The organism is Saccharopolyspora sp. NPDC000359 (assembly GCF_040300525.1).
In the GTDB taxonomy this organism is placed as follows: Bacteria; Actinomycetota; Actinomycetes; order Mycobacteriales; family Pseudonocardiaceae; genus Saccharopolyspora.
On record NZ_JBEPDU010000002.1, the window covers coordinates 18,212 to 41,350 of the forward strand.

The following is a 23,139-nucleotide window of genomic DNA, read 5'->3' on the forward strand; positions in this document are numbered from 1 at the left end:
GCCCGAGGTGGACGGAGCAACCGCGGTCGAGGCCGTGGACGGCGACACCGAGTTCTGGGCCGATGGCGGGTCGCTGCGGTCCGCGCTGCGGGAGGTACCGCCGCGCATCCCCCCGCACTTCGGCTACGACGACCTCGGCTCGCAGCTCTTCGAGGAGATCACCGAACTCCCGAACTACTACCTGACGCGGGTGGAGGACCGCCTGCTGCGGCGGCACGCCGACGAGATCGCGGACGCGGTCGGCACGCCGTGGGTCGCCGAACTCGGCAGCGGCAGCGGCAAGAAGACGCGGGCGCTGCTCGCCGCGTGCGCCGCCCGGCGGGACACCACGTACCTGCCGATCGACGTCAGCCGCGAGATGCTCGTCTCCAGCGGTGACGCGCTGGCCACCGAGCACCCGGAGGTGGCCGTGCGGGGCCTGTGGGGCCGGTACGAAGCCGGGCTCGGGTGGATCCGCCGGGAGCGCACCGCGCCCGTGACGGCGATGCTGCTGGGCAGCACCCTCGGCAACGGCACCGCGGTCGAACGCCGCGCCCTGCTCGCCGAGGTCGCCGGCACGCTCGCGCCCGGCGACCGCTTCCTGGTGTCCGCGGACCTGGTCAAACCCGCTGACGTCCTCGAACGCTGCTACAACGACCCGCCGGGGCACTCGGCGTTCGCGCGCTTCCGGCTCAACCACCTGACCCACCTCAACCGCCGCTTCGACGGTGACTTCGCGCTCGAGCACTTCCGCCCCGAGGCGCACTACACCGAGCGGATCCAGGCGGTCGAGGGCCACCTGCACGCCACGGCGGAGCACGTGGCGCACCTCCGCGCGCTGGGCGTCAGCATGGTGTTCCGGCCCGGTGACGTGATCAACGTCGGGATCTCCGCGAAGTTCGACCCGGGGGGCCTGGCCGAGGAGGTCCGCGAGCTCGGCCTCGTCCCCGGTCGGTCCTGGGTGGACGAGCACTGGCGCTACGGGATCTTCCTGTTCCACCGCCGGTGAGGGTTTGGCGCGGTTCCCCGCCGGGTATGGGCCAGCCATGCACCTCGTGCGCCCGCCCGGCGTGTACCGAGCAGCCGACGACACCGAGCTGCTCGCCGAAGTCATGCGCCAGGGCGGCTACGCCCGTGGCCGCCGCGTGCTGGACCTCTGCTGCGGCACCGGAGCCCTCGCCCTCGCCGCGGCCCGGGCGGGGGCCAGCTCGGTCACCGCGGTGGACCTCTCCCTGCGGTCGATCGCCGCGACGTGGCTCAACGCCCGCGTGCGGCGGGCCCCGGTCGTGGTGCGCCGCGGTGATCTCTTCGAACCGGTGCGGGGCCGGGCCTTCGACCTCGTGCTGGCCAACCCGCCGTACGTGCCCGCGCCCACCCCGGAGCTGCCCCGCCACCGGATCGGCCGCTGCTGGGACGGCGGGGTGGACGGCAGGCAGGTGCTCGACCGGATCTGCGCCGGGGCCGCCCCGGTGCTCTCCCACGACGGCACGGTCCTGGTCGTGCAGTCCGAGGTGTGCGACGAGGACACCACCGTGGAGCGCCTGCGGGAGGCCGGGCTGAAGGCGCAGGTCGTCGAGCGGGCGACCGTGCCTTTCGGCCCGGTGATGCGAGCTCGCGCCGCGCTGCTGGAAGGCCGGGAACTGCTGGAACCGGGCCGCCGCGAGGAGGAGCTCGTCGTCGTGGAGGCCCGCCGTGCCTGACCGCTCCCCCACCCGCGTCGAGATCACCGGCGAGGGGCCGGTGCTCGTCCACGGCCCGGTCGACCTGGTCCTGCCGGATGGCACCGCCGTGCACTCCGAACGGGCGGTCACCGCGCTGTGCACCTGCCGGCGGAGCCGCCGCTACCCGATGTGCGACACCAGCCACCGCCGCCGCACCCGAGATCGACGGAAGGATGACGATGGGACCAACCGGGACGGTCAGCAGCACTGAGGCCGCCGAGCTGCCTGCTCCCCGCGGCCCGCTCTCCGCCGGAGTCGTCGAAGCGCTCCGCACCGGCTCGGCTCCGGCTCCCCCCGCCCACGGCGCCGAGCCCTACGGGCAGGATCTGCAACTCGCCCTCTACTGCCTGTACGAGCTGCACTACCGGGGCTTCCGGGAGGTCGATCCGGAGCGGGAGTGGGACCCCGACCTGCTGGCGCTGCGCCGCGACCTCGAGCGGGCGTTCCTGTCGGCCCTGCGCGCGGACGTCCCGGCCGGCGACGACGTGGCGGCAGAGCTGCAGCAGCTGCTAGTCGAGCCGCTGGACGCCTGGGGCGCCACGCACCACCTCCAGCGCGACGGCGAGCTGTGGCAGTTGCGCGAGTACGTCACGCACCGGTCGCTCTACCACCTCAAGGAGGCCGACCCGCAAGCCTGGGTGATCCCGCGGCTGGCCGGCGCCGCCAAGGCGACCTTCGTGACCATCGAGCACGACGAGTACGGCGCCGGTCGACCCGAGCGCATGCACTCCCACCTGTTCGCCGCGATGATGCGCGCCCTCGACGTGGACGACACCTACGGGGCGCACCTGGACGTCGTGCCCGCCGAGGCGCTGGCCGAGGTCAACCTGATGTCGATGTGCGGGCTGCACCGCGGCCTGCGTGGGGCGCTGCTCGGCCAGTTCGCTGTGGTCGAGCTGACCTCCTCGCCCGGTTCCGCCCGGCTGGTCCGGGCGATGCGGCGACTGGGCTGCGGCCCCGAGGCCGTCGAGTTCTACGCCGAGCACATCGAAGCCGACGCGGTCCACGAGCAGCTGGTCCGCCGCGGTGTGCTCGGCCCGCTGCTGGCGGCTGAGCCGGAGCTGGCCGCTGATGTCGTCTTCGGGGTGCGCGCCGCGACGCACCTGGCGGGGAAGTTCGAGGCGGTGCTGCTCAACCGCTGGGCGCGGCAGGAGTCCACCCTCCTACCGCGCCCCAGCGGCTGAGCACGTCCCCTCCGTCAGGCGGCGAGCTGCTGGTCCAGCAACTCGCGCCGCTCCCGTTCACCCAGGCCACCCCAGATGCCGTACGGTTCACGGGCCTTCAGCGCGTGCTCGCGGCACTGCCGCACCACGGGGCACGTCGCGCAGACCAGCTTGGCCTGCTCCTCCCGGTTCTCGCGCGCGCTGCCGCGCTCGTTCTCCGGGTGGAAGAAGCGGCTGACGTTGACGTCCCGGCATGCGGCGTGGAGCTGCCAGTGCCAGGATTCGCTGACGGGCTTGGGCAGACGAGAGGTCGCGGTCACTGCACTCACTCCTCCACTTGTCGATGTTCGCCGGCTACCAAGCTCGCTACCCAGCAGCGCGCCGCCGCACACCTCCGGGTCCGATGTAGATCGACCTCGCCCGCGATGTTCACCCGTTCGGCCTAGCGCGAGCTCGATGTGCACCGACCGCGTGTCACCGCCGGATCTTCCGGGTAGACCGCTGGACACGACCTCGTACGGGAGGTGCCATGAGGACACCACTGCACGCGTTGGCCGAGCACGGGCAAAGCCCCTGGGTCGACTACCTGTCCCGGCGGTTCATCCGCGACGGCGACCTGGCCCGCCTGGTCGAACGGGGCCTGGCGGGCGTGACGTCCAACCCCACGATCTTCCAGGGCGCCATCGCGGAAGGCGACTTCTACGACGACCAGCTCCGCGACCTGCTGGCCGCGGAATCCGATCCCAAGGAGGTCTTCCTGGCGCTGGCCCAGGAGGACATCCGGGCCGCGTGCGACACCCTCCGCGAGGTCTTCGACCGCGACCCGGACAACCTGGGCGGGTGGGTGTCGCTCGAAGTCGACCCGAACCTGGCGCACGACACGCAGGCCACCATCGCCGAGGTCGCGCGGCTGCACCAGATGATCGACCGGCCGAACCTGTTCGTGAAGATCCCCGGCACGCTGGCCGGGCTGCCCGCCATCGAGGAGGCCATCGCCAGGGGCGTCCCGGTCAACGTCACGCTGCTGTTCTCCCTGGAGCGGCACCGCGCGGCGGGCAAGGCCTACCTGCGGGGGTTGCGGCGGCTCCGGGACAACGGCGGGGACCTGCGCTCGGTCGCCTCGGTGGCGTCGTTCTTCGTGTCCCGGGTGGACACCGAGGCCGACCGCCGCCTCGACGAGATCGGCGGGCACGACGAGCTCAAGGGCACCCTGGCCATCGCCAACGCCAAACTCGCCTACCAGGGCTACAAGGAGTTGTTCTCGGGTCCGGAGTGGGCGGAGCTGGCGGGTGCGGGTGCCACGCCGCAGCGCTGCCTGTGGGCTTCGACGTCCACGAAGAACCCGGAGTACCGCGACGTGCGCTACGTCGAGCAGCTCATCGGACCGCAGACGGTGAACACCATGACCCGGCAGACGCTGGACGACTTCCAGGACCACGGCCAGGTCGCGAACACCCTGGAGCGGGACGTCGACGAGGCGCGCAGCCTCTTCGACCGGTTCGCCGCCGCTGGTGTCGACTACGACGACGTCACCGCGGTGCTGGAGCGCGAAGGCGTGGACAAGTTCGCCACGTCGTTCAGGCAGCTGTTCGACGAGATCACGCACAAGCGCGACCAGCTGATCCGCAGCTGACCGCTCGGCCCGGTGGAGGAGGCAGCCGCGGGCCGCCTCCTCCACACGAGGTCTCAGCCCGGGTGGGTCTCCCCGCCGACCGGGGCCAGGACTTCACCGGTGTAGTAGCTGGAGAGCTGGTCGGCCGCGAAGAAGACGTAGGACGGTGCGATCTCGTCGGGGTGGGCCGGCCGCCCCATCGGCACGTGCTCGCCGAACCCCTCCACGTGCCCGGCGGGCAGCGTCGCCGGGATCAGCGGCGTCCATACCGGCCCCGGGGCCACGCAGTTGACCCGGATGCCCTTCGCGGCCAGCGACTGCGCCAACGACATGGTGAGGACGTGGATGGCGCCCTTGCTCGCCGAGTAGTCGATGAGCGTCTTGTTCCCGCGCAACCCGTTGACCGACCCGGTGTTGATGATCGCCGACCCCTCGCGCAGGTGCGGCAGCGCGGCGCGGATCAACCAGAACACGCCGTAGACGTTGACCTTGAAGGTGCGGTCGAACTGCTCGGTGGTGGTCTCGGTGAAGTCCTCCACCGCCTCCTGGGTCCCCGCGTGGTTGACCAGGATGTCGAGACCGCCCAGCTCCTCGACGGCCTCGCGGACGAGGCGCTCGCACTCCTGCTCGGAGGCGAGGTCGAGGCGGTGCAGATGGCAGTTCCGGCCCTCGGCGCGGACGAGCTCGGCGGTCGCCTCGGCGTCCTCGTCCTCCAGGCTCGCGAGGTAGGCGATCGAGACGTCCGCTCCCTCCTTGGCGAACGCCACCGACACGGCCCGGCCGATCCCGGAGTCACCGCCGGTGACCAACGCCCGCTTCCCCGACAGCAAACCCCGCCCCTGGTACCCGTCCATCCGGTCCTTCGGCACGGGCTCCATCGGGGGAGTCGTGCCCGGGTACTCCTGCTGCTGCCCCGATCCGTCAGACATGAACGCCTCCGACTCGCCGACCAGTCCTCCGGATCCCTGGTTAGCCACTGATCCCAGGGGGCAAACTCCGCGGGCCGGGTTCCCGGCATGGCCAGCCGGGCGGTGGGGTATGGCCGGGAGGTCACGTCGTGAAGTCGAGGAGGTGCAGGTGTGGCCGACCTGATCGTGCACTGCGACGTCCAGCGGTTCCGCCCCCGGGACTGTGATCGCGGGTGAGTTCGCCCGACACGCGCATCCGAAGGCTGCGGGCCAGCGCGTACCGGGTCCCGACCGAGGCGGACGAGGCGGACGGGACGCTGGCGTGGACCTCGACGACCATCGTCGTGGTCCACGCCGAGGTGGGTGCGGTGGAAGGGCTCGGCTGGACCTATGCCGACGCCGCCTGCGTGGACCTCGTGCACGGGGTGCTCGCGGCAGCGGTCGACGGCCGCGACGGGCTCGACATCCCCGCGGCGTGGCAGTCGATGCAGCGGGCGATCCGCAACCTCGGCAGGCCGGGCCTGGTGTCGTGCGCCATGTCGGCGACCGAGATCGCGCTCTGGGACGCCGCCGCCCGCGTCGTGGGGTTGCCGCTGTGCCGCTTGCTCGGCAGGGCTCGGGAGTCCGTTCCCGTCTACGGCAGCGGAGGGTTCACCAGCTACGACGACCACCAGCTCGCCGCGCAGCTGTGGCGCTGGGCGCACCGGTTCGAGCTGCCCGCGGTGAAGATCAAGATCGGTGACCGGTGGGGGCGTGACGTCGATCGAGACCTCGGGCGGGTGGACCTGGCCCGCGAGGTGGTGGAGCCGGGCACCGCGCTCTACGTCGATGCCAACGGCGCTTACGCACCGGCGCAGGCGGTGCGGGTGGGCAGGCAGCTCGACGAGCGCGGGGTGCTGTGGTTCGAGGAACCGGTGTCCAGCGACGACCTCGCGGGCCTGCGCGACGTGCGCGGAGCCGTCGGGGCGGACGTGACCGCTGGGGAGTACGGCTACCACCTGCCCTACTTCGCGGCCATGCTCGACGCCGGAGCCGTCGACTGCCTGCAGGTCGACGTGACTCGCTGCGGCGGTTTCGGCGAGTGGCTGCGGGTGGCGGCACTGGCCGCCGCGCGGAACCGGGAGATCTCCGGGCACTGCGCCCAGAACCTCAGCGCGCACGTCGCGCTGGCCACCCCCAACGCGCGGCACCTGGAGTGGTTCCACGACCACGACCGCGTCGAGTCCGTGCTGTTCGACGGGGTGCTGGACCCCAGCGGGGGCGAGGTGCGTGCCGACCTCGACCGCCCGGGGCACGGCATGCGGCTCAAGGAAACCGACGCGCACCGCTTCCGCATCAGCTGAGAGGAGCCTGGCGATGTCCACGGACCTGCTCGAACGCGACCTGCTCCGGGCCGTCGACGGCGAGATCCGCTTCGACGCCGGAGCGCGCGGGGCGTACTCGACGGACGCCTCCAACTACCGCCAGGTCCCGATCGGCGTGGTCCTGCCGCGCACCGTCGAAGCCGGGGTGCGGGCGATCGCCGTGTGCCGCGAGCACGACGTGCCCGTGCTCTCCCGAGGTGGCGGGACCAGCCTCGCCGGGCAGGGCACGAACGCCGCGGTCGTCGTCGACTGGAGCAAGCACTGCAACCGGTTGGTGTCGGTAGACCCGCGGGCGAGGACCTGCGTCGTCGAACCCGGCATCGCGCTGGACGACCTCAACCGGCAGCTCGCCGAGCACGGCCTGAAGTTCGGCCCGAAACCGGCCACCCACAGCCACTGCACCATCGGCGGGATGATCGGCAACAACTCCTGCGGCGCCAGCGCGCAGCGCTACGGCAAGACCGTGGACAACGTTTCCAGGTTGGAAGTCCTCACCTACGACGGTCGCCGCGCCTGGGTGGGCAGGTCCACAGCGGACGACGAGTTCCGCGATCTGCGGGTGCGGCTGCGGGACATCCGCGACCGCCACGCCGACGAGATCCGCGAGCGCTTCCCCGACATCCCCCGCCGGGTCTCCGGCTACAACCTCGACCGCCTGCTCGGTGAGGACATCGACCTGGTGGGTCTGCTCGTCGGCAGCGAAGGCACCCTCGCCACCGTCCTGCACGCCGAGGTCGACCTGGTGCCGGTGGTGCCCGCCACCGCGATGCTCGCGCTCGGCTACCCGGACATCACCGCGGCCGCCGACGCCGTTGCCGACATCGTCGCGAACAGCAGCCCGTTGCAGGTGGAGGCCATCGGCGGTGAGCTGGTCCACTTCATGGTGGAGGAGGGCCAGTTCCTCGACTCGGTCGCCACCCTGCCAGCGGGCGAGAGCTGGCTGCTCGTCCAGTTCGGCGCCGACACCTCCGACGACGCCGACCACCAGCTGCACTCGCTGCTGACCGCCCTCGGCAAGTCGGCGTCCGACCAGGACGTCGCCGTGTCCGAGGAGCCCGAGCGGCAGCAGGAGATGCTCAAAGCACGAGAAGCAGGGCTGGGCGTCACAGCACACCCCCCGGACATGCCCGCGAGCTGGGAGGGTTGGGAGGACTCGGCCGTCCCACCCCACCTCCTGGGCGACTACCTGCGCGACCTGCTGTCGCTGCTCGCCGAGCACGGTTACGAGAGGCCTGCGCTGTACGGCCACTTCGGACACGGTTGCGTGCACATCCGGATGCCGTTCCGGCTCAAGTCCGCGCGTGGTGTGCGCAGCTTCCGGCAGTTCCTGCACAGCGCTGCGGAGCTCGTCACCTCCTACGGCGGCTCGCTGTCCGGCGAGCACGGGGACGGCCAGGCGCGGGGCGAACTGCTCCAGTGCATGTTCGGCCCGGTGATCGTGTCCGCGTTCGAGGAGGTCAAGGCCGCGTTCGACCCCGGTGACCGGATGAACCCCGGCAAGGTCGTCCACCCGCACCGGGCCGACGAGGACCTCCGCCTCGGCGCCGACTACCACCCGTCGGACCCGACCACCTTCCTCGGCTTCCCGGACGACGGCGGGAGCTTCCCGCAGGCCGCCGCCCGGTGCGTCGGGATCGGCAACTGCCGCCGGAGCACCGGCGGGGTCATGTGCCCGTCCTACATGGTCACGCGCGAGGAGCAGCACTCCACCCGCGGCCGGGCCCGCCTGCTGTTCGAGATGCTCCAGGGCCACCCGGACTCGCCCGTGCGGGACGGCTGGCGCTCGACCGCCGTGCGGGACGCGCTGGACCTGTGCCTGGCCTGCAAGGGGTGCAAGTCCGACTGCCCGGTGGGCGTGGACATGGCGACCTACAAGGCGGAGTTCCTCGCACACCACTACCGGCACCGGCTCCGGCCAGCCGCGCACTACTCGCTGGGGTGGCTCCCGGTCGTCGCCCGCTTCGCCCGAGTGGCACCGCGGCTGGTCAACGCCGCCCTGCGCGCACCTGTGCTCGCGCGGACGGCGAAGCGCCTGGGCGGCATCGCACCGCAGCGCACACCGCCGCGCTTCGCCGAGGTGAGCCTCCAGCACCTGTGCCGAGGCCGACCAGCACCACGCCCTGGTGATCCGGACGCGGTGGTGCTGTGGCCGGACACCTTCACCAACCACTTCGCCCCGCACATCGGCCGTGCGGCAGTGGATGTCCTGGAGGACGCCGGACTACGCGTCGCGGTGCCCCAGCAGCCGCTGTGCTGCGATGTCGACCGGGCAGCTGGGCATGGCGGAGCGGGCCCTGCGCCGAACGCTGCGCGTGCTGCGCCCCTGGCTGGAGGCGGGTACCCCGATCGTCGGGGTCGAGCCCTCCTGCGGCGCCATGCTGCGGTCCGACAGCCGCGAGCTGCTGCCCCACGACGAGGACGCCCGGCGCCTGCGGGACCAGTTCGCCACCTTCGCCGAGGCGCTCCGGGACCACGCGTCCCCGGACTGGCGGCCACCGAGGCTGGACCAGCGGGTCCTCGTGCAGGAGCACTGCCACCAACACGCCGTCCTCGGCTACGACGCCGACATCGAGCTGATGCACCGCGCTGGGGTCGACGTCGACGTGCTCGACTCGGGGTGTTGCGGGCTCGCCGGGAACTTCGGTTTCGAACGCGGCCACTACGACGTGTCCCTCGCCTGCGCGGAACGCGTCCTACTCCCGGCGCTCCGGGAAGCCGACCCGAGCACCGCGGTGGTCGCCGACGGTTTCAGCTGCCGCACCCAGATCGAACACGGCCTGCCCGCCCAGCACCCCGTCCACCTTGCCGAACTGCTGCGGGCGGGAATGCCGCAGCGGCGGAGGCCCTGACTGCCACCGACCGGCCACGGCGCCCGGTCCAGTCACGTGATGCTGATGGCGCCCGTTGCGAGCGCGAAGGCGATGTAGGCCACCGATGCGGCCAGGACCCACAGCAGCGCGAAGCGCTGGAACTCACCGAGGTCCTTCTTGACCAGCCCCAGCAGCACCCACAGCGGTGCGGACGCCGGGCCGATGGAGTGCATCATCTGCCCGATCGCGCCCGCGCGGGCGATCTCGGTGGCGTCGACGCCGTAGTGAGTGGCCGATTCGGCGAGCACCGGCAGGACGCCGAAGAAGTAGGCGTCGTTGGACATGAAGAAGCTCAGCGGCAGCCCGACCAGCGCGGTGAACAGCGGGATCAGGTTGCCCAGGGAGTCGGGGACCACCGACAGCACGGCCGTGGCCATGGCACCGGTCATGCCGGTGTCGGTCATGATGCCGGTGAAGATGCCCGCGGCCAGCACCAACAGGACCACCGGCACGGCGTTGGCGGCGTGCTTGCGGATCACCTCGCCCTGCTCGGTCAGCTTGGGGTGGTTGACCAGCAGCGCGATCACGAAGGCGACCATGAACAGGTTCACCAGCTCGGCCACGCCCAGCACCAGCAGGACCAGCAGCAGCGCGGTGAGCCCCGCGTTGAACCACAGGCGCCAGTCGCGGCGGGCTGGGCCACCGCGCCGCTGCTCGGCGATCTCGGCGGCGAACTCGGCGATGGTCGCCGGGTCGATCCCCTTGCGCGCCCGGCGCCCCAGCAGGTAGGCGATCGCGATGATGGCACCAGAGGTCAGCACCATCGGTGGGATCATGTGCGCGAAGTAGTCGGTCGCGTCCAGGTGCAGCACGCTGATGCCGCGGGTCGCCGCTCCGCCCCACGGCGTGGTGCCCGAGATCGTGCCGAGCGCCATGGTGGCGATGGTGGCGATGACCAGCGGGTTGATGCCGAGCCTGCGGTAGACCGGCAAGAACGCCGAGCAGATGATCATGTAGCTGGTGGTGCCGTCGCCGTCGAGGGCGACCAGCAGTGCCAGCACGGCGGTGCCCACGCAGATGCGCACCGGGTCCCCTTTGGACAGCCGGATGATCGCGCTGCTGATCGGGTCGAACAACCCCGCGTCCATCATCACGCCGAAGTACAGCACCGCGAACAGCAGCAGGACTGCCGAGTTCCACGAGATGGTCGTGGCCTGCGCGGGCAACGCCTACCTGCTGGAGTCGGTCCGGCGGGTCAACCGGGTGCGCCGCCTCATCGAGTACCGCCACCAGTCGGAGCGCCAACGCCTGGTCCAGCAGGCGGAGGAGCACCTGCGCCTGCTGGACCTGATCGAGTCCGGCGACCTCGCGGCGGCCTCGCACTTCCTGCACAGCCACCTCGACGCCGTCCGCCTCCGCAAGACCCAACCCCGGCGGTGAGGCCACTACCTCGGGTCCGCGCAGAGGTGGTGCTCCCCGAAGGTCGTGATCGACAGGTGCGCCATGGGCTGCCCGGCGTTGGCGAGGTGCCGGTGCGCACGGCCCTTCGGCACGGTCACCACGTCACCGGCGCGCAGCGGGTGGACGCCGCGGTCGTCCTCAAGAGCACCCGCGCCGCTGAGCAGCACGAGCGTCTGGTCCACCGCCGCCCTCCTGCATGCCACGGTTGCGGGCATTCCAGCTGCGGCCCCATTTCGGGCACCTAGCGCGCAGCACCGTCTTCCCCCGCACCGCGGGGTTGATTGCCTCGCGCTGTGGTCAGCGGGGTTCGATGGGGGTCAGGGTGCCGTAAGCATCCTCGATGGCTTGTGCGGCGTCGAAGACGGTGTCCTCGCGGAACATGGGGCCGATCAGCTGCACGCCGACCGGGCGCCCGTCGGCGAGGCCGGTGGGCACGGCCACCGCGGGGGCGCCGACTGCGGTCGACCACACCGGCAGCGCCATCGAACGCCCGTACCGGCGCTTCTCCTCCGGTGACGAGGATTCCTGGCCTGGCGCGAACCAGGCCCGGGTGCTGACGGGACCGAGCAGCAGCGGTGCCTCGGCTGCCCGCTGGGCCCACGCGCGGCGCACCGTCAGGAGCCGGGCGGAACGCTGGAGGTACTGGGCGAGGTCCAGCGGAGGGTGCTCGTCGAGGTCGTAGTCGATGTAGCGGGAGGCCTCGGGACCGACGAGCGCGCTGATCGCGGGCCAGTTCCCGGCGAACTCGGTGAGGACCATGCCCGTGTACACCTCCAGGGCGTCGTCAAGCATGGGCACGTCGACCTCGCTGACCTCGTAGCCAGCGTCGGAGAGCGCACCGGCCGCAGCGTCCACGGCCTCCGCGATGGCCGGGTCCACGCCGTGGCCACCGGGATCACGGACTACGCCGACGTTGCGCGGGAGCGGCGGTCCGGAGGCGGGCACCGGAACGGCACGGGGGTCCCGCGAGTCGGTGACCGCGAGGACCTCGAACGCGGCACGCAGGTCGGACACGCTGCGCGCGATCGGTCCGTCGACGGGGAACAGCGCGGAGGCCGGTGCGGGATCGTCGGCACCGATGCGGTGGTCGGCGGGGAACCGGCCCGGTGTCGGCTTCAACCCGGCCACCCCGCACAGCTGCGCGGGCAGTCGCGTGGAGCCCCCGGAGTCGTTGCCCAGCCCGATGACCGCCATCCCGGTGGCCACCGCGACGGCGTCCCCGCCGCTGCTGCCACCAGGCGTGACGGCCGGGTCCCACGGGTTGGTCGTGTCGCCGAACAGCTCGCTGCGCGGGTGCATGCCGGTCAACGTCAAGGTCGGCATGTTGGTGTGGCCGACGACGACGGCACCAGCGCGGCGCAGTGCGTCGACGGGAGGAGCATCGGCGGCAGCCACGCGGTGGGCGAAGGCCCGCAACCCGTGCGTGGTCGCCAGCCCGCGCACGTCGGTGGTCTCCTTGACGGTGATCGGCACCCCCGCCAGCGGCCCGACCTCCTCACCACGCGCGACGGCCGCGTCGACGGCCGCCGCATCCCGCCTCGCCTCCTCATCCCGTCGCGAGGTGACCGCCGCGAGACGCGGGTTGCCCCGGTCGATGCGGTCCAGGTGCGCATGCAGGACCTCGACCGCACTCATCCGGCCCGAGGCAACCGCCGCCGCGATCCCGGACGCAGACCAGCTCGTGACCTCGTGCCCGCTCTTCTCCATGGCACCAAGATACACAGCTGTATCTGGATTCAGTACTGAATATGAACAAGGCTTCTGCGCAATCGGAACCGCCCGTCCTGGGGCCACATCGAGCCGTGCGGGAAATGGGTTGTGAACCCAACAGCACCCCGCACCCGTGGTGGAGGTGGGCGGCGCGGTGGTCGCGCTGTGCTCGGCGGTGTGGACGCGGAGCACTGCCCGGACGGGGGAAGGATGCCTGCGAGGTGGAGGAGCGCCTGCTCACCCCGCATCGAGACGCCGGATGTCGAGCACGGGCGCAACTCCCTCGCGCACGTCGATCGAAGCGGTGGCGCTGAGCGGTCACCGAACGACCGATCGCCACTGGCGGCGCACAGCGGCGAATGCCCCGCGCCAGCTCCCCCGCCCCGCCTCTCCTGCTGGCAGCGACCTCGCGCGACGGCACCGTAGCGCCAGTCCCCCGCAGCAGGCACGCCGCTACTTCTCAACCACTACTAGTCCCAGGAGAAAGACGTGTTCCACCTTTCCAAGGCAGCCGGAGCGACCGCGCTGGCCTGCACCGCGGTCGTGGCGCTGCTGGCCGGTTGCGACGGGGGCTCGGGGAACGGCCTGGAGTCGCTGGACGAGCTGGACAAGCTGGACAGCGAGCTCGGCACCCCCACCGGGGACCTGTTCACCGGCACCCAGAAGATCGAGGTCAACGGCAAGTCGGTGAACGTCTCCTGCACCGGGAACGCGGTGGCGGGCAAGCCGGCGATCATGCTGCTGCTCGGGTTCGGCGATGGTCTGGAGGCGATGGGCGATCTGCAGAAGTCGCTCAGCGCTGACAACCGGGTCTGCTCCTACGACCGGCTGGGCGAAGGCGCCAGCGACCAGCCCGGCGGCCCGCAGGACATCGCCAGCAACGGGCAGATCCTGACCGCGGTCCTGGACAAGGCGATGGGCGACCAGCCGGTCGTGCTCGCCGGGCACTCCATGGGCGGCCTGATCGCGGCCCGCTACGCCCCCGACCACCTGGACCGGGTCAAGGGCCTGGTGCTGCTGGACGCCACCGGGCCGACGGCGATCACCGACACGCTGGCGCTGATCCCCGAGGGCGACACCAGCGAGGCGTCCGCCTTGCGCGAGCAAATGATCGCGATGCGCGAGGGCGCCAACCCGGAGCAGCTGCGCATCCAGGACAGCGCGGTGCGCTCCGCCGGGGACATCCCGGTGGAGGTTGTCCAGCACGGCCAGCAATACCTCGCGCCCATCCCGCAGTATGGTCCGGACCTGGAGCGGATCTGGGCCGAGGGCCAGCAGAAGTGGCTCGCGCTGTCCTCCCGCAGCACCCTGGTCACGGCCACCAAGAGCGGCCACTACGTCTACCGCGACGAGCCGGAACTCGCGCGCCAATCCATCGAGCGCGTCACCGCGCAAGCCACGGCGGAGTAACCAGCGAACACCGAACCGGGTGGGCAGCCCCAACAGCAGCCCACCCGGTTCGGCTCCTCAGGAGCTACCCGAACCTCGAAGCGATTCCTGGAAGGGGCTCTCGAAGGCTGGCGGGGTTCACTCGCGCTGCAACCGCCACGGGGAGTCGGACCAGCTCGCGGTCTCCAGCGCCAGGGCGTGCCTCTCCGGCCCGAAACCCCGAGAAGGCCATTGCTTCCGCGACGAAGCAGCAGCGGGCCGCACAGGCCCCGGTGCTGCGGGCCCTGCCTGCGGAGTCAGCCAGGTCCGCCGCGATGGGCAGGAAGACCGCCGCCATGGTGTTGACCGAGAACAGCGCGGCGACCACCAGTCCAGTGCGCCCGGCCGGTACCGGATCATCCAGTCATGTCCTCGACCGGCCTCGTGGGTGGGGTGAACGGTCCCCAGGTGAAGGCGGGTAGCCAGGGTTCGGGCGGTGCACTCCACGACAACCGCGCGATTTGCGCGACCGTCCGCCGCCCGGCCAGCGACCGGTACAGGTCGACCCGTGTGGCGCGCACCGACGCGGCGGGCTCCCCGTCGCCCGCGGTCCACTTCGCGCCGTCCGCCTCCAGGAGCAGGGCGGGGAGGCGGTGCTCCCGCAGCGACCGGTCGAGCCCAGCGATGCCGAACTCGAACGCGCTGACGTACGCGCAATGCTCGGTCGGCAGGGGTTGCGCCAGCGCGCAGCGCAGGTCCAGCTCGTGGGTGAAGGCGTCGGCGACCAGCTGCCTGCCGGTTCCGCCGGGCCGCTGCTCGAGGACACGCTCGACCTCCCCGCCGAACTCCGCCCACTGCTGGAGCAGCTCGGCTCGAGACAAGCCTGGGTCCAGTTCGGCCGGCACCGCACCGGTCAACCGGCCCCGCACCACGCGCGCCACCTCGACCAGGTGCCGCAACAGGTCGTGCACCGTCCACTCCGGACACGCCGGGACGCGCAGCTCAGCGGCGGCCCGGGTGGACCGGAGCAGCTCGCCGACGTTCTCCCTGACCCGCCGGTACGCGACGTGGTTGCCGATCACACGCCGAAGTATCACCCCCGCCGGGCCCCCCGTCTACGTCGAACTTGCGCTTCACAGCGGCACGTTGCCGTGCTTGCGCTGGACCGGCGGAACCCGCTTGTGCTGCAGCATCGCCAGGCCGCGGGCAACCGCCGCCCTGGTTTGGGCCGGATCGATCACCTCGTCCACCAGGCCCCGCTGTGGTGTGCGCGGCCCGGCGACACGGTCGCGGTGAACCAGCCGACCGTCGAGGTCGAGACGGTGAAGTCAGCGGTGGAGCTCCCATGCCCGTTCGCCGGCACGGTCGTCGAACTGCTGGTCGCCGAGGGCGCGGCGGTCGAGGTGGGCACTCCGCTGATCCGCGTGGCGACCAGTGCCCCGGGGGATCCGGTGCAGGTGCTCGTCGGGTACGGACCGCCGCCGCGGGTGAAGGCGCGCCGACGCCGACGCCGCCCCGGTGCGCCGTCACCGCGGCACCGGCAGGACCTCGGGCAGGTCGAAAGCGGCGTGCAGGGCGGGGTCGGCGAAGGTCGTGACGTGGCTGATCCGCGTGCCGGTGAGGGCTAGGACCTGCACGCAGGTGATGCGGTGCTGGTCGTCGGGCTGCTCGCGGCGGTAGGTGGCGAAGCTGGGCTGGCCGTTGGCCCGGACGGGCACCAGCACCACGTCGCCGGGGTCGGCCGGGCAACAGACCTCGAAGTGCCGGCGGATCACCGCCACGCCGCGGTACCAGGTGGGGTGCGGTGGCATCTCCCAGGTGGCGTCGGCAGTGAACAGCTCCATCAGGGTGGCGATGTCGTGGTTCTCGAACGCGGTGACGTAGCGTTCCATGACGGCGCGCTGGGTGGATACCGGCGGATCGCTGGTGTGGTCTTGGCGGGGGGCGATGCGCTCGAGGTGGGCGCGGGCGCGGCGCAGGCTGCTGTTGACCGCGGTGGCCGTGGTGTCCAGGACGTCGGCGACCTCGGCGGCCCGCCAGCCCATGACGTCGCGCAGGATGAGCACCGCGCGCTGGCGCGGGGGCAGGTGCTGCAGGGCCGCGACGAGCGCCAGGCGGATGCCTTCCCGGGTCGCGACCACCGCGGCCGGATCCGCCTCGTCCAGCACGAGCGCGTCCGGGATGGGCTGCAGCCAGGGCAGGTCCGGGCGGCTGAGGTCGGGGTCGGCGAGGTCGGTGGACGGACCACCGAGGCCGACCGGCAGCGGCCTGCGCTGGCGGCTCTGCAGCGCGTTCAGACACGTCCTGGTGGCGATGCGGTAGAGCCAGGTCCGCAGCGACGACCGCCCCTCGAAGCGGTCGTGCGCACGCCATGCCCGCAGGTAGGTTTCCTGGACCAGGTCCTCCGCGTCCTGCACCGACCCCATCATCCGGTAGCAGTGTGCGAGCAGCTCCCGCCGGAAGCGGTTCGCCATGCGGAGGAAGTCCTCGTCAGCCGCGCTCTGCACAGTCATCCAGCGACGCCGCCCTCCTGCTTCGCCCGCTGCTCGATCCTCATCACGGCCAAGGCACCGCGCTCCAGGTTACCGCGCCCGACCGCGATCGAGGTGACCGCTGCTCGCCCAACTCGACCAAGGCGGACGAAAAAAAGTGCGGTGGACCCGGCGAAATTCGGCTGCCCGCGCTGTCTGCACAGATGACACGTCCAACGCGAAAGGATCACCCATGCAACGGACTGCCCTGGCAGGGCGTCGGGAGTGGGCGGGGCTGGCGGTGCTGACGCTGCCCACCATGCTGCTGTCGATGGACATCAGCGTGCTCTACATCGCACTGCCGCATCTGAGCACCGACCTGGGGGCCAACGCTGCCCAGCAGCTCTGGGTGCTCGACATCTACTCGTTCCTGCTCGCCGGGTTCCTGGTCACGATGGGCACGCTCGGTGACCGGATCGGCCGCCGCAAGCTGCTGCTGATCGGCGCCGGTGTGTTCGCCGCCGCCTCGATGCTGGCCGCCTTCTCCACCAGCGCGGAGATGCTGATCGCGACCCGGGCGGTGATGGGCGTCGCCGGAGCCACCCTGATGCCGTCCACCCTAGCCCTGATCAGCAACATGTTCCGCGACCCGAAGCAGCAGGGCGCGGCCATCGGCATCTGGGCGAGCTGCCTGCAAGCGGGCGGCGCCCTCGGCCCGGTCGTCGGTGGTGTGCTGCTGCAGAACTTCTGGTGGGGCTCGGTGTTCCTGTTCGCCTTGCCGATCATGGCGCTGCTGCTGCTCACCGGACCGCTCCTGCTTCCCGAGTACCGCGCCCACGGCGCGGGCCGGATGGACCTGACCAGCGTGGTCCTGTCGCTCGCTGCGATCCTGCCGGTCATCTACGGCCTCAAGGAGCTGGCTCGGGAAGGCGTGCAGCTGCTGCCGGTGGCAGCGATCGTGGTCGGGGCAGTGTTCGGACTGGTCTTCGGCATCCGCCAGACCAAGCTGAGCTCCCCGTTGCTGGACCTGCGGCTGTTCGGCAACGCCGGGTTCAGCGCCGCCCTGGGGATCATGCTGATCGCGGGTGCCATGCTGGCCGGGATCTTCCTGCCGGTCAGCCAGTACGTGCAGCTGGTCGAGGCGCACTCGCCGGTGGAGACCGGTCTGTGGCTGATCCCGGTGGGCCTGTCCATCGGCATCGGCTCGATCGTGGCACCGAAGCTGGCCCAGCGGTTGCGCCCCGGGGCGGTCATCGCGGGCGGGCTGGCGTTGTCGGTGCTGGGCTTCGCGATGATCACGCTGGTCGGCGCGTCGGCGGGGGTGCTCCTGCTGGTGCCGGGCATCGTGCTGACCTACCTCGGGGCCGGGCCAGCGATCTCACTGGGCACGGGCCTGGTGGTCGGTTCGGTGACACCGGAGAAAGCCGGATCCGCCGCCTCGATGTCGGAGACCAGCAACCAGCTCGGCGCCGCGCTCGGCATCGCCGCGATCGGCGCGGTCGTCACGGCGGTCTACCGCAACCAGTTCACCGTTCCGGCGGAGGTCTCGGGGGAGGCGGGGCAGACGGCGCAGGAAGGTCTGGCGGGCGCCACCTCCGCGGCCGAGCAGCTCCCCGCTGGTACGGCGGAGCAGCTGCTGCAAGGGGCTCGCGAAGCGTTCACCAGCGGCCTCAACACGAGTGCCATCATCGGCGGCGTCGTGTTCGCCTGCCTAGCCGTGGTGGCCACGGTGTTCCTCCGGCACATCCCGCCGTCCGGTCAGCCGGGGCCAGCCTCGGACGACACCGGAGCGCAACCGGTCAGCGCCGAGCAACCGCAACCCGACCGGGAGTGAAAACGCCGGTCGAAGCGCACCGGCACACCACCCACCGCAGAATAGGATCGCGCACATGTTGATCATCGCTGGTTATCTGGAAATGGACCCCGCGCACCGGGACGAGTTCGTCGCCGCGCACCAGGACCTCCTCCTCCGCGGTCGCCAGGCTCCAGGCTGCCTCGACCTGGCCATCAGCGCCGACTCGGTCAACCCCGGCCGGGTGAACAACTTCGAGCGCTGGGAGTCGCGGGAACAGCTCAACGCGTGGCGCAGGGTCGCCAACGCCCCGGACACCGGGATCGCCATCAAGGACGCCGACATGCTGGAGTTCGACGTCGCCGATGCGCGCCCGCCGGTGTTCGAGTGAACCGGTGAACGCGGCTCGGGGTGGTGGGGTGGCGGCCTCCAGCGGTCGCCACCCAGCGCACTACGTGGTCCTCGACGTCGGCATGTTCGAGGTTTGCCCGCCGCGGATCCGGGCACTCCGTGGGGAGTTGGGCGTGCAGACCCGTCAAGTCGGACTCGGAGGTGCCAGGGACGTGGACACTCCCGCTCCGCAGCGCATGCTGGAGATCTACCTCAACGACCACCTCGCGGCCGCCACCGGTGGTTTGGCCTTGGCGCGTCGAGCGGCCCGGAGCAACCGCGACGCGGAGGTCATGCCGCGCCTGGCGGAGATCGCTCTGGAGGTCGACCAGGACCGGCGAGCTCTCCTGAAGATCATGCGCAAGCTCGACGTGCGGGTTGCCCGGACCAAGGTGGTCCTCGGCTGGGCAGCGGAGAAGGCGGGGCGGCTGAAGTTCAACGGGAGCGTTCGGACCCGCTCACCGCTGAGCGTCTTGGTCGAGGTGGAGGCCCTGTGCCTCGGAGTGCAGGGCAAGGCTGCGGGGTGGCGAACGCTGCTGGCGTTCGCCGACCACGATGCCCGCCTGGCCACCGACATCTTGCAGGACCTGGTGAACCGCGCACAGCACCAGTTCGAAGTGCTGGAACGCATCCGCGTGCAGATGGCGTCCGACATCGCAGCCCGCCCACAGGACCGAGGAGCCTCCGCTCCGAACGCAGCTGAGCACCCCAGCACGCCCGAGAACACGACCTCATCGTCCTGAGTGGACGGAATCACCCCGTGGCTTGGCGCTGCTGGGTGAACTGGTTGCGCGGGGCGCGACCAACCCGACGTGGTCGAGTTCCCCTCGTGAGTGGCAGCGGTTGCTCTTACCACCATTTGCACTCACGAGTCCTGACCTGCACGAACGCGACCCCCGGCACACAGGGTCCACTGAGGACGACTACGCGCGCTCGTAGGGGGTCTGCTCGCCCGCCGCGACCTCGAACGGGAGGTGGTTCCCGGGCGGGGGCAACGGGCAGGTGGCGAAGTCGGTGAAGGCACAGGGGAGGTTCGTCGCCCGGTTGAAGTCCAGTTCCACGGTTCCGTCCGCGGCGACTTCGGCGCTGAGCGAGCGGTTCGCCGCGTAGGTCGTCACGCCGCTGGTCCCGTCGGTGAACAGGACTTGCACACCGCTCGTCTTGCCGTTGAAGGCGGTCAGCTCAAAGGACTCACCGCTGTGCTCCAGGTGCACCACACCCGGCGAGGTGTAGACATGGCTGAGCCCTTCGACGACCGCGCCGACCGTCACGGGCCGCGGCTCGTCGAACGGCTCGAAGCGGCCCTGCAGCACCCAGTCCGGGTCGGGTTCGAACGTCGGCACACCGCGGAACGCCCGCAGCACGGGCGCCTCCGGGTCGTGCACCCGGATGAGGTAGCCGGACCTCCGGACCACCTCGACCTCCCGGTCCCCCGCCACCACCCGCACGCCTAACCCGCTGTTGACCAGCTCGAACCGCCGCACACCGGTGACCGGCGCACCGTCGTGGACCAGCTCCGCGCCGTCCGGGTCGACGTAGGCGGCGTCCTCGTCCTGCCACCACAGCCCGGGGACGCCCGGGTACCGGCTGGGCGCATCGCCGAGCCAGTCCAGCGACACCAGCGCCAGCCAGCCGTGCGGATCGGCCAGCGCCTCCTCGCGCTCGATCCGCCACTGCCGCCATTCCGCGACGAAGTCCGCACCCATCCCAACTCTCCCATCCTCCGTTGGTGTCCTCAGCCGGTCTTCGGCAGGCCTGGCGGGTTGATCCGGGACTGGGGCACCGCCTCGTCCGCCAGGTACCACCGCCGCAGGACCTCGCCGTAGTGGCCGTTGCCGATCTCATGGCCGATCGCCCTGACCAGGGCCTCGACCAGGCCGTGGTCCTGCTTCGTGGTCGCGGCGATCTCGGCGGGCACCGCGCCTCCTCCGGTGACGGTCCCCACGACCTTGCTGTCCCCGCTGACCGCGGCGTGGTGGGCCATGCTCGGGTTGGGCCCGACGGAGAGCTCGATGCGGCCGGACCGCAGCGCCAGGTAGTAGTCCACCGAGTTCTCACCGTAGTGCTGGAAGTGCACCGCGGGCAGGCCCGCCGCCCGGTTGCGCGTCCCAGTCCAGCAGGATCTGCGCCTGGGGTCGAGGTCGGGTTGCAGGCGGGTCCCGCCGCGCGTGGTGGTCACGTCGCCTCCGCGGTCGGCGGGTCGGTGAGGATCTTCTCGAACGGCAGGGGCGGGGTGAGCTCGGCCGGGTCGCGAGTGGTGTCGAAGAGCGGCCGGTACCCGGCCGCCAGGTACAGCGCCTGGGCCTCCGGTTGCCGCGGGCCGGTGGTCAGGTGGACCCGCCGGTACCCGCTGGCCAGCGCCTGCCGCTCCAGTTCGGCGAGGACGCGGCGGGCCAGCCCGCGCCTGCGGTGCCCGCTGCGGGTCCACATCCGCTTGAGCTCCGCGGTGCGCGCGTCGTGGCGCCGGAAAGCACCGCCCGCCACCGGGTTCCCGCGTTCCAGCAGCAGGACCAGCGCGCCGCCGGGCGGGGTGAAGTCCTCCGGCGGGTACTCCTCGGCCAGCTTGCGGACCTGCTCGTCGAGGGGCATCCCGTAGCGGGCGGAGTACTCGCGGGCAAGTTCGTCCAGCAACGGCGCGGCCAACGCGTCGTCGACGTGGACCCGCCGGAACTCCCAGCTTTCCGGTTCCGTCGGCGCGGCGGCGGTTGGAGGATCAGCAACCACGTTCGTCCACTTCGCTCGAAGACGCCCAGATCGGCCTGATGCAGGTGTGGAAGCTAGAACGGAACTCGGGGTTGCGACAAGCAATCCCACGATGTGACCGCGCGGATGCGACTTCTCAGGCTGGAGGTTGCGCGGGTGTTGCGGAAATGGGCAGCTCGTCCCAGGCCCCGGAAGCACTTGACGACTACAACAGGCGTCGTGTTGGTTCGGGGCCGAGCGGGAGCACTACCGCTGGGCACCGCCCTCCTCAGCGCACCAGGGCCGCCCGCTGCTCGACGAGAGCACCATCGTGGTCGCCGGGGACTCCGCGGTGATCACCGTGTTCCCTCCGCCTCGCAGCAACCACTTCGGCGAGCAGACGGACTGATCCTCTACCGCACCGAGCTCCGGGCGTTGCTGGCGTGCTCATCCGGAGGTGGTCGTGACGCGGAACTTCGGGGGAACGGTGGGGACGTCCGCTGGGTCGGCGGCGCTGGCCAGGTCGGCGGCCAGCGCGCCGATCAGGGGTGCGAACTTCGCGCCGTGCCCGGAGCAGGGCGAGACCACGGTGATCCCGTCCGCGCGGTCGAGGACGAAGTGCTCGTCGGGGGTGCTGGTGAACAGGCAGGTGGTCTCCGCGTAGGGGTCCGGTTCCAGGCCGGGGACGTTGCCCCGCACGAAGGAGGTGACCCGCTCGCGGTTGGCCGGGGCGACGAGCTGGTCCTGGTGCGCCGCCGACGGCAGCAGCTTGCCGCCGTTGAACTCGGCGACCTTCTGGCCGCGGAAGTCGGCGTCCTCCCCACCGGGCAGCCCGTAGACCTGGATCTGCTCGTCCTTGTGGATGAAGGACGGCCACGGCACGGCAGCGGGACCACTGGCGGCCCGGTCCCCGTACGGGAAGTGGTACGCCTGTTCCTGCCGCACCACCAAGGACGGCATCCCGGACAGGAACGCGCGCGGGAGCGCCAAGCCGCCCAGCAGGTCGGGCAGCCAGCCACCGGCGCACACCACGACTCGTTCCGCCGCCACGACCTCCCCGCCGGTCGAGACCAGCCGGTAGCCGCTGCCCTCCCGCTCGGCCGTCGCCAGCTGCCAGCCCGTCCGCACCTGCGCGCCGCGAGCCGCCGCGAGGTCGACCATCGCTCGCACCGCCGCTTGCGCGTGGATCACCCCGGCACCCGGGTGCCACAGGACGGGCGTGTCGAACCGGAAGTCCGGCCAGCGCTCGGACGCCTGCTCGCTGCTTAACAGCTCGTGGTCGACGCCGAGCTCACCGAGGATGCGGGCCAGGCGCTCGGGCTCGTGCCGCGCACCGGAGTCGAGGGCGCCGGTCGGCGTGATGATGGTCCTGCCCGTGGCTCGTTCGACGTCGTCCCACAGCGGCTTCGCCTGCACCACCAACCGGGTGTAGAGCGGTTCGGGGTAGGCGTAGCGGAGGATGCGTGCCGACCCGTGCGAACTGCCGCCGCGGTGGGCAGGGGTCGCTTGCTCGAGCAGGACCACCTCGTGCCCGCGGGAGGCGAGCTGCCACGCGGCGGCAGATCCGGCCAGACCGGCACCGATGACGGCGTACTGCGAGGTGTGGCGGGGCAAGGCGCGACTCCGGGTGGTCGAGGACGGGTGCGGACGGGACCCATCAGACCTCACCCGGTTCTGACCTGTCCAACACCTGTTCGTCGACCTCGCG

24 protein-coding genes and 1 pseudogene are annotated in these 23,139 nt (G+C 71.4%); 14 read left to right on the top strand and 11 right to left on the bottom strand.

Features of this window, described 5'->3' with window-relative positions; genetic code table 11:
• Window positions 1–7 precede the first annotated feature (7 nt).
• From ABT324_RS02070 to ABT324_RS02085, 4 genes are read left to right on the top strand one after another with little or no spacing between them, the layout of a single operon-like run.
• Window positions 8–988 (top strand): L-histidine N(alpha)-methyltransferase, encoded by a 981-nt coding sequence (locus tag ABT324_RS02070; RefSeq protein WP_351170132.1) that lies wholly within the window; start codon window positions 8–10, stop codon window positions 986–988.
• Window positions 989–1,025: 37 nt separating this feature from the next.
• Window positions 1,026–1,679: a HemK2/MTQ2 family protein methyltransferase gene (locus ABT324_RS02075; protein ID WP_351170135.1), complete on the top strand. Its 654-nt coding sequence runs from the start codon at window positions 1,026–1,028 to the stop codon at window positions 1,677–1,679.
• Complete coding sequence (locus tag ABT324_RS02080; RefSeq protein ID WP_351170138.1) at window positions 1,672–1,911, top strand: CDGSH iron-sulfur domain-containing protein; 240 nt, start codon at window positions 1,672–1,674, stop codon at window positions 1,909–1,911. The genes ABT324_RS02075 and ABT324_RS02080 overlap by 8 nt, the downstream gene beginning before the upstream one ends.
• Window positions 1,874–2,884 (top strand): iron-containing redox enzyme family protein, encoded by a 1,011-nt coding sequence (locus tag ABT324_RS02085; RefSeq protein ID WP_502949673.1) that lies wholly within the window; start codon window positions 1,874–1,876, stop codon window positions 2,882–2,884. Before ABT324_RS02080 ends, ABT324_RS02085 begins: the two co-directional genes overlap by 38 nt.
• Window positions 2,885–2,898: 14 nt before the next feature.
• Here the strand turns inward: ABT324_RS02085 and ABT324_RS02090 are convergent, their stop codons facing one another.
• Window positions 2,899–3,183, bottom strand: a complete 285-nt coding sequence (locus tag ABT324_RS02090) for a WhiB family transcriptional regulator (RefSeq protein ID WP_351170144.1) — start codon at window positions 3,181–3,183, stop codon at window positions 2,899–2,901.
• 209 nt (window positions 3,184–3,392) lie between these two features.
• Between ABT324_RS02090 and tal the strand changes: the two genes are divergently transcribed.
• Entirely contained in the window at window positions 3,393–4,496 is a 1,104-nt protein-coding gene (gene tal / locus ABT324_RS02095) for a transaldolase (RefSeq protein ID WP_351170147.1), read from the top strand.
• 53 nt (window positions 4,497–4,549) lie between these two features.
• On the opposite strand, the gene ABT324_RS02100 is transcribed toward tal, so the two are convergent.
• The gene (locus ABT324_RS02100; protein ID WP_351170150.1) at window positions 4,550–5,404 is read right to left on the bottom strand and encodes an SDR family oxidoreductase; all 855 of its coding nucleotides are present in this window, start codon (window positions 5,402–5,404) and stop codon (window positions 4,550–4,552) included.
• Between the two features lie 212 nt (window positions 5,405–5,616).
• Here ABT324_RS02100 and ABT324_RS02105 point away from each other — a divergent pair, with 212 nt between their 5' ends.
• The 3 genes and pseudogenes from ABT324_RS02105 (at window position 5,617) to ABT324_RS02115 (ending at window position 9,596) form a co-directional block, all read left to right on the top strand.
• Complete coding sequence (locus ABT324_RS02105; RefSeq protein ID WP_351170153.1) at window positions 5,617–6,726, top strand: enolase C-terminal domain-like protein; 1,110 nt, start codon at window positions 5,617–5,619, stop codon at window positions 6,724–6,726.
• Between the two features lie 13 nt (window positions 6,727–6,739).
• Window positions 6,740–8,548, top strand: a pseudogene (locus tag ABT324_RS02110) (FAD-binding oxidoreductase); the annotation flags it as partial.
• Window positions 8,549–9,005: 457 nt separating this feature from the next.
• Complete coding sequence (locus tag ABT324_RS02115; protein ID WP_351170156.1) at window positions 9,006–9,596, top strand: (Fe-S)-binding protein; 591 nt, start codon at window positions 9,006–9,008, stop codon at window positions 9,594–9,596.
• 32 nt (window positions 9,597–9,628) lie between these two features.
• Here ABT324_RS02115 and ABT324_RS02120 read toward each other — a convergent pair whose 3' ends face one another.
• Window positions 9,629–10,783, bottom strand: a complete 1,155-nt coding sequence (locus ABT324_RS02120) for a citrate:proton symporter (protein WP_351170159.1) — start codon at window positions 10,781–10,783, stop codon at window positions 9,629–9,631.
• On the opposite strand from ABT324_RS02120, the gene ABT324_RS02125 reads away from it, so the two are divergent.
• Window positions 10,767–10,997 (top strand): FCD domain-containing protein, encoded by a 231-nt coding sequence (locus ABT324_RS02125; protein WP_351170162.1) that lies wholly within the window; start codon window positions 10,767–10,769, stop codon window positions 10,995–10,997. The genes ABT324_RS02120 and ABT324_RS02125 overlap by 17 nt on opposite strands.
• Before the next feature lie 5 nt (window positions 10,998–11,002).
• Here the strand turns inward: ABT324_RS02125 and ABT324_RS02130 are convergent, their stop codons facing one another.
• Window positions 11,003–11,200, bottom strand: coding sequence for a cupin domain-containing protein (locus ABT324_RS02130; RefSeq protein WP_351170165.1), 198 nt, complete (start codon window positions 11,198–11,200; stop codon window positions 11,003–11,005).
• A gap of 115 nt (window positions 11,201–11,315) precedes the next feature.
• Window positions 11,316–12,725, bottom strand: a complete 1,410-nt coding sequence (locus ABT324_RS02135) for an amidase (protein ID WP_351170168.1) — start codon at window positions 12,723–12,725, stop codon at window positions 11,316–11,318.
• A 492-nt stretch (window positions 12,726–13,217) separates the two neighbouring features.
• On the opposite strand from ABT324_RS02135, the gene ABT324_RS02140 reads away from it, so the two are divergent.
• On the top strand, window positions 13,218–14,138 hold the full coding sequence (locus ABT324_RS02140) for an alpha/beta fold hydrolase (RefSeq protein WP_351170171.1): 921 nt from the start codon (window positions 13,218–13,220) through the stop codon (window positions 14,136–14,138).
• 374 nt (window positions 14,139–14,512) lie between these two features.
• Here ABT324_RS02140 and ABT324_RS02145 read toward each other — a convergent pair whose 3' ends face one another.
• Window positions 14,513–15,178, bottom strand: coding sequence for a maleylpyruvate isomerase family mycothiol-dependent enzyme (locus ABT324_RS02145; RefSeq protein WP_351170174.1), 666 nt, complete (start codon window positions 15,176–15,178; stop codon window positions 14,513–14,515).
• Between the two features lie 240 nt (window positions 15,179–15,418).
• On the opposite strand from ABT324_RS02145, the gene ABT324_RS02150 reads away from it, so the two are divergent.
• Window positions 15,419–15,724, top strand: coding sequence for a biotin/lipoyl-containing protein (locus ABT324_RS02150; RefSeq protein WP_351170701.1), 306 nt, complete (start codon window positions 15,419–15,421; stop codon window positions 15,722–15,724).
• Here ABT324_RS02150 and ABT324_RS02155 read toward each other — a convergent pair.
• Entirely contained in the window at window positions 15,623–16,609 is a 987-nt protein-coding gene (locus ABT324_RS02155) for a sigma-70 family RNA polymerase sigma factor (protein WP_351170177.1), read from the bottom strand. The two genes, ABT324_RS02150 and ABT324_RS02155, sit on opposite strands and share 102 nt — an antisense overlap.
• Before the next feature lie 211 nt (window positions 16,610–16,820).
• Between ABT324_RS02155 and ABT324_RS02160 the strand changes: the two genes are divergently transcribed.
• The 3 genes from ABT324_RS02160 to ABT324_RS02170 all read left to right on the top strand — a co-directional run bounded on the left by ABT324_RS02160 (window position 16,821) and on the right by ABT324_RS02170 (window position 19,492).
• Window positions 16,821–18,401, top strand: coding sequence for an MFS transporter (locus ABT324_RS02160; protein ID WP_351170180.1), 1,581 nt, complete (start codon window positions 16,821–16,823; stop codon window positions 18,399–18,401).
• A 55-nt stretch (window positions 18,402–18,456) separates the two neighbouring features.
• On the top strand, window positions 18,457–18,750 hold the full coding sequence (locus ABT324_RS02165; RefSeq protein ID WP_351170182.1) for a putative quinol monooxygenase: 294 nt from the start codon (window positions 18,457–18,459) through the stop codon (window positions 18,748–18,750).
• A 172-nt stretch (window positions 18,751–18,922) separates the two neighbouring features.
• Entirely contained in the window at window positions 18,923–19,492 is a 570-nt protein-coding gene (locus ABT324_RS02170; RefSeq protein WP_351170185.1) for a hypothetical protein, read from the top strand.
• Window positions 19,493–19,672: 180 nt separating this feature from the next.
• On the opposite strand, the gene ABT324_RS02175 is transcribed toward ABT324_RS02170, so the two are convergent.
• The 4 genes from ABT324_RS02175 to ABT324_RS02190 form a co-directional block, all read right to left on the bottom strand.
• Window positions 19,673–20,455, bottom strand: a complete 783-nt coding sequence (locus ABT324_RS02175) for a DUF1684 domain-containing protein (protein ID WP_351170188.1) — start codon at window positions 20,453–20,455, stop codon at window positions 19,673–19,675.
• A gap of 29 nt (window positions 20,456–20,484) precedes the next feature.
• Entirely contained in the window at window positions 20,485–20,928 is a 444-nt protein-coding gene (locus ABT324_RS02180) for a type 2 periplasmic-binding domain-containing protein (RefSeq protein ID WP_351170191.1), read from the bottom strand.
• Window positions 20,925–21,473 (bottom strand): GNAT family N-acetyltransferase, encoded by a 549-nt coding sequence (locus tag ABT324_RS02185; RefSeq protein ID WP_351170195.1) that lies wholly within the window; start codon window positions 21,471–21,473, stop codon window positions 20,925–20,927. The genes ABT324_RS02180 and ABT324_RS02185 overlap by 4 nt, the downstream gene beginning before the upstream one ends.
• A gap of 405 nt (window positions 21,474–21,878) precedes the next feature.
• A complete protein-coding gene (locus tag ABT324_RS02190) occupies window positions 21,879–23,045 on the bottom strand; it encodes an FAD-dependent oxidoreductase (protein ID WP_351170197.1) in 1,167 nt (388 codons plus the stop codon).
• Window positions 23,046–23,139 lie beyond the last annotated feature (94 nt).

Coding starts and splice junctions, on each gene's coding strand:
- ABT324_RS02075 (WP_351170135.1), top strand. CDS start 1,026: ATGCACCTCGTGCGCCCGCCCGGCGTGTACCGAGCAGCCGACGACACC.
- ABT324_RS02085 (WP_502949673.1), top strand. CDS start 1,874: ATGACGATGGGACCAACCGGGACGGTCAGCAGCACTGAGGCCGCCGAG.
- tal (WP_351170147.1), top strand. CDS start 3,393: ATGAGGACACCACTGCACGCGTTGGCCGAGCACGGGCAAAGCCCCTGG.
- ABT324_RS02100 (WP_351170150.1), bottom strand. CDS start 5,404: ATGTCTGACGGATCGGGGCAGCAGCAGGAGTACCCGGGCACGACTCCC.
- ABT324_RS02115 (WP_351170156.1), top strand. CDS start 9,006: ATGTCGACCGGGCAGCTGGGCATGGCGGAGCGGGCCCTGCGCCGAACG.
- ABT324_RS02135 (WP_351170168.1), bottom strand. CDS start 12,725: ATGGAGAAGAGCGGGCACGAGGTCACGAGCTGGTCTGCGTCCGGGATC.
- ABT324_RS02155 (WP_351170177.1), bottom strand. CDS start 16,609: ATGACTGTGCAGAGCGCGGCTGACGAGGACTTCCTCCGCATGGCGAAC.
- ABT324_RS02160 (WP_351170180.1), top strand. CDS start 16,821: ATGCAACGGACTGCCCTGGCAGGGCGTCGGGAGTGGGCGGGGCTGGCG.
- ABT324_RS02165 (WP_351170182.1), top strand. CDS start 18,457: ATGTTGATCATCGCTGGTTATCTGGAAATGGACCCCGCGCACCGGGAC.
- ABT324_RS02175 (WP_351170188.1), bottom strand. CDS start 20,455: ATGGGTGCGGACTTCGTCGCGGAATGGCGGCAGTGGCGGATCGAGCGC.